A 7,788-nucleotide genomic window follows, 5' to 3' on the forward strand; every position below is an offset into this window, starting at 1 on the left:
CCCACATGTTCGACATCCGGGGCTTGGTGCGCCTCATGCTCACTACAGCGCACTCCAATCATCAGATCGGCCGCCTGACGGGCCGGTCGGCCACCACGGTGGCGCGTTATCGTCAACTCATTCTCGACCAGGACTTCGACACGGCGCTGCTGGACCAATCCAGTGACGTCGACCTTGTCCGGCGGTTCCGCGCCGGACAATCCACCCAGGCGCCCAACAAGGTTCAGCCCGACTGGCATGGCGTCGCGTTGAAGGTGAAGGCGGGGCACCATCTCATCGACCTACATGGAATTTACGAGGCTGATGTCGGAGCGGATAGGGCTATGTCCTACCGTGCCTTCTGTCGTAGCCATCTCGCCCACGCCGCCGTCAGCCACCCGATCATGATCCAGCGCTACCATCCCGGCGGTGCGATGATGACGGACTACGCCGGCTATCGTCCGAGGGGCGACGACGGGACGGGCAGTGAGGCTGTGTTCGAACTGTTCGTCGCCGTGCTGCCGGCGTCAGATTACACGTTCGCCTGTGTCGTGCGCTCGCAGAAGACCGCTGATTGGCTGGAGGCCAATGAGCGCGCTCTTCGCTTCTTCGGCGGCGTGCCGGAAACCATCGTCTCCGACAATCTGAAAGCGGCGGTGTCGCGCCCGAAAGGTCGCGCAGGCCCAGCGGTGATCAACCCCGCGTTCGAGGCCTTCTGTGATCATCACGGAACCTTGGCCAAGCCGGCCGCCGTCTATAGCCCGACGCACAAGGCCAAAGTCGAGATCGGGGTCAAGCTGGTCCAACGTGTGCTGCGCCTGGCATTGAACGATCGACCCCGGCTGCGATTGGCGGCCATGAATGCGCTGCTCGCCGAACTGGTCGAACGGCTGAATCATAAACCGTTGCGTCGTGCGAAGGGCGAAACCCGGCACAGTCTCTACCGGGCGCTCGATCTGCCTGCGCTGCGGCCGTTGCGTCAGGACGCGTTTGCCTTCCACGAGGTGCGGCGACGGCTGATGCTTGGGGCTGACTACCACCTCGTCCACGACCAATGCCGCTACTCGGCGCCTCACACCCTGATCGGCCGAAAGCTCGACCTGCGGGCCAACACCGACGCCGTCGAGATTTGGCATGACGGCCGGGCCGTGGCGCTCCACGCGCGGCTGTTCCAACCAGGCGGCCTATCCACTGATCCCGCCCACATGCCGCCCGCCCATCTGGCACGGCGCGCGGCCGTTGAGGAAGACTTCCTGCTATGGGCGCAGCTTCAGGGGACGGGCGTCCAGACTGTCGCCCAAGCCGAGGCGGATCGGCCATTCTACGGCGCCGCCAAGACCGGGCTCTATCGCGCCTTCCGAGAGTTGCATGGGCGTGTCGGCGCTCGGCGGCTTGAGGCAGCCTGCGACCGAGCGGTCCGCAGCGGCCGGCCGCGCATGGATCACGTTCGTAATATCCTCAATCGCGGGCTGGAGTTTACCGATCCTGCCGACTTCGTGACCCCCGACATCATCGCCGAAACCAACGAGAACGTCCGCGGTGCGGACTATTTCACCGGAGCCTGACGAATGACTGCGACCCAACTCATCGACCGTATGCGCGACCTCGGTCTGGACGGCATGGCCGGCGCCGTCGAGCATCACGCCGCTGCGACCGCCTACGCTGATCTGCAGTTCAACGACCGCCTGATGCATCTCCTCCACGCCGAAGGCGCCTGGCGCGCTGAACGCCGGCTGAAGCGCATCCTGAAAGCTGCGCGGCTGAAGATCCCCGCTGCTGTCGAGGACATCGAATATCGACCGGCGCGCGGGCTGGATCGTAGCCAGGTCGCTGAACTGATGACCTGCGCCTGGGTATCTGCGCATGAGCATCTGATCCTGACCGGCGCCACCGGCACTGGAAAGACCCATCTGGCCTGCGCGTTCGGCGGCCAGGCCGCGCGTCATGGCCTCACGGTGCGATACGCGCGCACTAATCAGTTGCTGGAAGACCTCGCCATCGCGCATCAGGACGGCACGGTCGTCAAGGCCCGCACGGCCTTGGCCCGCTTCGACCTCCTCATCCTTGACGACTTCGGCCTCGCCCCGATGACCGAACGCGGCAAGCAAGATCTCCTCGACATCATCGACGCGCGCACCCGGACTTCATCGGTCCTCCTGGCTGGGCAACTGCCGTTCAAGGAATGGCGCGCCTACATCGACAACCCCATGGTCGCCGACGCCATCCTCGACCGGGTCGCCAACAGCTCGCACCGCATCCAGCTCAGCGGGGAGTCCATGCGGCGGATGACAGTGGCTCGGAAGTAATCGTGCGTTGGGAGTTCGCGTAGGCATCCAGCGTCTGGCGCGAACCCTCCACTTCGTCTGGCCAGCGGCATCCAGTGCCGTTGGCCGAAGACCTCCAGTTTGGTGGCTGCGTGTAGGCTGACGGCCGATTATGGTTTAATGCGTGTTAGGCGTGTTCGCTCGCGCGGCCTTAACAGGGGCCGCTCTAATGTTCCTCTGCAATGTGCAGATCGGAACGGTCCATGACCCAAGGTATCCTTCGCGTTCTCGCCGCCGCCATGCTCGGCCTCGGCCTGGTCGCTACGGCCGTGCCAGCCCTGGCCGGTCCCACGGCTGGCGGCACCTATCGCCTGCGCGCCACCGTGCCGGTGGCCTGCTGGGTCAAGCCGACCTCGACGGTCATGGCGGAAAGTGGTCGCTCGGGCGAGGTGGTCGAGGCGTGCAATAGTCCCGGCGGCTTCACCGTCTCGGCCCAGTATCGTCCGCTGTCGCCGACAGAAAAGGCGACGATGTTCTACGGCGACCGTATGTTCGACCTAGACAAGTCTGGCGGTCAGATCCTGCGGCGTTCCAGTATCGCCACGATCCGTTCGGTGTCCTATCGCTTCAACGAGGTCGAGCTGGAAAAGCCGCTCATCCTGGCGCTGACGATCCAGCCGATCTGATCCACGGCGACATTATTGGAATCCTTCGAGGCGGGGGACGCATGGCGTCCCCCGCCTCGATCCGTTTGCGGCGACCTCAGAGGGCGGCGACGGTGAAGGTCAGGATGTCGGAATAGTCCCCGGCCCGTTTTCCGACCGTGCTGCCGACATTGATCGTCAGCGGGTAGTCGTCCAGACGCGCGCGTCGCGACACCACGTCCACCCGCCCGCCGCGCGACAGATCCATGTCGCGATCGCCCAGCGCCAGGCCATAGGGCACATACCATTCGCTGGTTCCCTGACGCAGTCGCCCGCGGTTCTGCGACGCCACGGAAACGCTGTATCCGGCCGTGCTCAGCACATACAGGGTGGTGCGCAGTTGGCGCACGCCCCGGGTCAGTTCGCCCAGGTCGATCGTGGGCATGCCGCCGCTACGACGAAACTCGCCTTTCAGACCCATGACGGCGGCCGATGGCACCTGCAGGCTCAGCGTGACAGGTTTTTCGGCCAGCGGCTGGCCGTCGGTGGTTTCGAGATTGATGAAGGCGCTCTGAGAATACAGGCCCGCCGACAGGGCTTCTGATGGCGCTGCGGTGAAGGAGAACCGCATCAGCCCGCGCTCCCCAGGCGCCAGATTCAGAGGCCGCACGCCGACGCGACGCGCGCTCTGGCCCGCGCGAGGCGTCACATCCGTGCCGCCGCGCTCGTCGACGAGGGCGTAGGGCATCCGCTGGGCGCCGGCCTCGTTGGCCAGTCCGAACGGTTCGCCCCGCAACTCGACCCGGCTGACGGCGGCGCAAGGGCCATCGCCCTGGTTCACGACGGCGACATCGAATTCCTGAAGCGCGACGTCCTGATCGAACGGCTCGTAGCGCATCATCCATTGGTCGGCGCCGGATTCGATTACTAGGCGGCAACCGCTGGTCTGAGCCTGGCTGGGCGCAGCCGCTATCAGCGTCGCGGTCGCAGCGGCGGCGGCCGCCAAGAGCAGAGCGGGTGTACGATTATGGGACATTTCAGCCTCCTCGGCTTCAATCTCTGGGGCTTCAGGCTTCTGGAATATCGAGCGGCACGGTGATGATCTGCAAGTCGAGCAGACCCTCGTTGTCTTCAGGTACGGTGAACTCGAAGCCCAGTGCGGGCGAGGAGAACAGTTCAACGCGATAGCGCTTGCCCGGCTCCAGATTCTGGATGGCGAACCGTCCGACCGAGTTGGTGAAGAACAGTTCGGGCTCGGCGTTCGGATCATCTACCGGACGGACGCGACCGGAGATCAGGGCGACGGGACGGTTGGCGTTTCCGATCAGGCGACCCAGGGCGCTGACGAACTTGGCGCTGCCGACCTGAATGGCGTATCCGCTCTTGTAGGTCGGGCGGACGCGCGCGATGCCGTCGCCGATGTTGTAGCCCAGCGGCGCATCCAGAACGTCATAACGCACCGACTGATTGACGTAGGCGCTCAGGTTGTTGGCGACGGCCCCGCCCAGCAGACCGCTGCGGCCGGTATAGTGACCGCCCTCGAAGCTGTCGCCGACGATGACCGGATGGTCGTCGATGCTCTTGTGCGGATAGACGATGGCGAAGCTGTCGTAGATGTTGCGACCCACGGCGACCTTGCCGCCGGTGGTCGAAATCGAAGAGCCAAACCTCAGGTTCGTGACCTGCTCCTGGGTGATGTTGGAGAAGTCCTGGCCAAAGGCGGTATGACTCAGGCTGGCGTCGAAGCGATTGCCGACATAGTCGACCTGGCCCGAAAGAGTCGCCGGTCCGTCGTCATAGGTCGAGGCCAGCGAATAGCCGTAGGATCCCACGCGGTTTTCGCTCGACTGCTGCGCTCGCACGCTGCCGCTGTTGCGGGCCGAGTTGTAGCGCCCTTCGACACGACGGTCGTAACGAGGCTGCCAGATCAGGGCGAAGGTCGCGCCGAATCCGCCGGACTGGAAGCCGCCGAAGCTGGCTCCGAAGTCGGAATATTCCACTCCGACCTGTGCGCTCCATTCCGGGGCGAAACGATAGGTGGTGGTGGCGTTGACCGAATAGGAATCGTCGATCAGATCGCTACGGCTCATCCGATAGGAGGCGCTGACGTTGGCTAGCCAGTCCTGCGAAAACTGATGGGAATAGCCGCCGGAGAAGACCCATGACGTGGGGTTCTGGCCAGTCGGATTGCCGATGGAGGCGAAGTCTTCCGAGGTGAAGTCCGCGACCACGGTCCAGCTGTCGAAGGTCTCGCCCAAGTCGACGACGTGGTCGTAACCCAGGGCGAATGCATAGCCGGCGCCGGGATCGCCGTTACTGGCGGCGGCGTCCAGACGCACCCGCGCGCCGTTGCGCAGGATGATCTGGCTCTGGCCAGACAGTGTCTGGGCGTCTTCCGACGCCTGGAAGCCGATACCGACGGCCGGGCGGTTTTCGAACGCCTTGCGCCAATAGCCGGTGAAGGCGAGACGGCCCTCGGAGTAGTCGGGCGACCCGAACACGCCGTCGTTGATCGCGCCGAAATAGGCACCGTATTCGTAGTCGCCCGGCTCCAGTTCGATGGCGTCCAGATAGGCGCTATAGGCGACCGTCTCGGCGCGCCCGGAATCGTTCTGAATCTCAAGCTGGATATCGTTCGAACCCGTTTCCAGCGGCAGGTTGGTCAGGTCGTACTGGCCCGGATCGAGACGGAACTCGCGCACGAAGACACCATTCCTCAGCACGCGGATCGTCGAGGATTCCTGCAACACCAGCTGACGACCACCCGCCAGGACATTGTTGCGGAAAGAGTCGAAGCGCATGCGCTGGCGCGCCACGCCGACGCCGCCCAGCTGCGAGAAGCCCTGACGGCCGCGAATTTCGGGCTCCAGATCACCCAGATACCAGCGGCGGAAATCTTCCGGCTGGTCGAAGACGAAGCGAGCATAGCGCCGCTGGACATTATAATCGCCGGTGAACAGATCCTCCCGACCCTGGACGTCGGCTTCGAACACCAGCCTCTTGTATCGCACCGCGCCGTTTAGGAAGACGCTGGGCGCACTGATGTCGCCCGTCGATTCACGGCGCTGGATCGAGAGGTTGCTGTTCAGATAGGCGCTGAACGCTTCAGGCGCCTGGCCCGGCTGCTCAGGCTTGCCGCCGCGAAACAGCGATTCCACCGTGCGCTTTGTCGGATCGATCCGCAGCACCAGCACGGCCAGTTGTTCTGGATCGTAGTCGAGCTGAATTCCGGTATCGTTGATCTCTTCGGGCGCGAAGGAGGTGATGCCTTGCAGCCGCGTAGCGAGCTCTGTCTGGGCCTCAGGCGTCAGCAGCGGATCGATCAGGGTCTTGAAGCCCGCCGTATCCACGATGAAACGGTCATCGCGCGTCAGAACGACCGGCAGTTCGCCCAGCACGCGGCTGTTGAAGTTCAGCGGCACCGTCATGGGGATGTCGCGGTCGTAGGGATTGATGTCACGGCGCTCGCGCGGCGCGGGCGGCGTCACGACAGGTGTGGCCGATTGCGTGGGCGCGCCGGGCTCCGGCGTCGGAGCCGGCGTTTGGACCGCTTCCTGCCCCGCCTGCATGGCCGACACGGCGGCCTCGACAGCCATCAAGCTTGCCTGGTTGAGCGCCGCCGTCGTGGCTTGAGCGCTCTCGGCAGCCTGGACATAGGCCGCGTTTGCGGCGCGTGCGGCGGCCGCTGCCGTCGATTCCGGTACGCAGGCCAGCCCCCAGGCCAATGCGAAAACCGAGACGCCCCCCAGCGCTCTCATCGTCCGAACCGCAACGTCACGGGTTTGGCGGGATCCAGGGCAGTGCCAGTCGGAAGTTTGAACGTCCGCTTGCCGCCGCCGGGCGCCAGATAGCCAACGCCGACAGTCTTGGAGATTTCGCCGCCTTCATATTCACGACGGAAGGGCTGGCCGGCGGTGTCGGTGCCCTCAACGATCCAGGTGGCGCCGCTCATCAGGGCGTAGCGTTTGCCGGTGTTGGAGACGACGACCTCGATGCCTGGCTCCGCAGGAGGCGGAGCGATGGTCTGGCCATTCGCCAGGCTGGGATCGATTTCGGGCGCCGGCGGGCTGACCATGGCGGGCGTGACGGACACGACCTCGATCTTGGGCTCGGCGCCGGGGGGCGCGACCACGATCAACGCCTTCATGGTGTAAAGGACCTGTACCGAAACGGCGCCGCCGCTTTCGGGCGTGGCGGTCGGATCGGTGGCGATGGGAAGCTGGCGAACCCACAGATAGTAGGCGTGCGAGGTTTCGATCTTTGGATCGCCGATCCACTGAACCCGCACCACCTGACGACCGTTGACCGGCACCAGGCCTTGCGGCGGGAAGACCAGGAAATCCTCGTCCGCGTCGGTTTCGGTCACATTGCCGTCGGCGTCGATGTCCATCCGCGTGATGCGGGTCTCGAACGGCAGCGCCGCAGAGCCGACGTTGCCGACCTCGATCCGGGCGGCCGAACCGGCGCCCGTCGTGGTCAGTTCGGACACCATGGGCGACACCCGCATGGCCCATGCCGCCCCAGCGACAGCCATGAGAAGGACCACAGCGACCAGCGTAAAGATCGCCATGGCGATCGGCCGGCCCATGCGGACGCTGAGCGATGAAAACATGCTTGTACTTCCCCCAAAACCGATCTGGCGTCGGCTTGAGAATCCCGTCGCGAGCCATCGCGCCAAGATCACTGCAAGCGCTGCGCCAGCTTGACTTAAGAATGGCGTAACAATGGTGACTGAAACGCAAACAGGGGGGCGCGAAGGCCCCCCTGTCGCATTTCTCAAGTCGTTCTGAAGATCAGAAGGCTTGGATGTTGACGGTCAGTTGGCCTTCATAGGCGCCGGCGAGCAGCGACTTCGACGGAACGGGGATGTTCACGTTCAGGGCCATGGCCGACTTCCAGGC

Annotated in this window: 6 protein-coding genes; 3 read left to right on the forward strand and 3 right to left on the reverse strand. The window is 64.5% G+C overall.

The window, feature by feature from the left end; all coding sequences use genetic code 11:
- Positions 1 to 5: 5 nt before the first annotated feature.
- The 3 genes from istA (at position 6) to WC597_RS16115 (ending at position 2,929) form a co-directional block, all read left to right on the forward strand.
- Positions 6 to 1,544 carry an IS21 family transposase gene (gene istA / locus WC597_RS16105; RefSeq protein WP_372694953.1) on the forward strand — a complete coding sequence of 513 codons (1,539 nt, stop codon included), beginning with the start codon at positions 6 to 8 and terminating at the stop codon, positions 1,542 to 1,544.
- Between the two features lie 3 nt (positions 1,545 to 1,547).
- Positions 1,548 to 2,285 (forward strand): IS21-like element helper ATPase IstB, encoded by a 738-nt coding sequence (gene istB, locus WC597_RS16110; RefSeq protein ID WP_372694955.1) that lies wholly within the window; start codon positions 1,548 to 1,550, stop codon positions 2,283 to 2,285.
- A 221-nt stretch (positions 2,286 to 2,506) separates the two neighbouring features.
- Positions 2,507 to 2,929: a hypothetical protein gene (locus tag WC597_RS16115; RefSeq protein ID WP_372694957.1), complete on the forward strand. Its 423-nt coding sequence runs from the start codon at positions 2,507 to 2,509 to the stop codon at positions 2,927 to 2,929.
- A 76-nt stretch (positions 2,930 to 3,005) separates the two neighbouring features.
- Here the strand turns inward: WC597_RS16115 and WC597_RS16120 are convergent, their stop codons facing one another.
- From WC597_RS16120 to WC597_RS16130, 3 genes are read right to left on the reverse strand one after another with little or no spacing between them, the layout of a single operon-like run.
- Complete coding sequence (locus WC597_RS16120) at positions 3,006 to 3,923, reverse strand: hypothetical protein (protein WP_372694959.1); 918 nt, start codon at positions 3,921 to 3,923, stop codon at positions 3,006 to 3,008.
- Between the two features lie 31 nt (positions 3,924 to 3,954).
- Positions 3,955 to 6,645, reverse strand: a complete 2,691-nt coding sequence (locus WC597_RS16125) for a hypothetical protein (protein WP_372694961.1) — start codon at positions 6,643 to 6,645, stop codon at positions 3,955 to 3,957.
- On the reverse strand, positions 6,642 to 7,499 hold the full coding sequence (locus WC597_RS16130) for a hypothetical protein (protein ID WP_372694963.1): 858 nt from the start codon (positions 7,497 to 7,499) through the stop codon (positions 6,642 to 6,644). The genes WC597_RS16125 and WC597_RS16130 overlap by 4 nt, the downstream gene beginning before the upstream one ends.
- Positions 7,500 to 7,788: the final 289 nt, after the last annotated feature.

It is taken from the genome of Brevundimonas sp. (assembly GCF_041648115.1).
Classification (GTDB): Bacteria; Pseudomonadota; Alphaproteobacteria; order Caulobacterales; family Caulobacteraceae; genus Brevundimonas.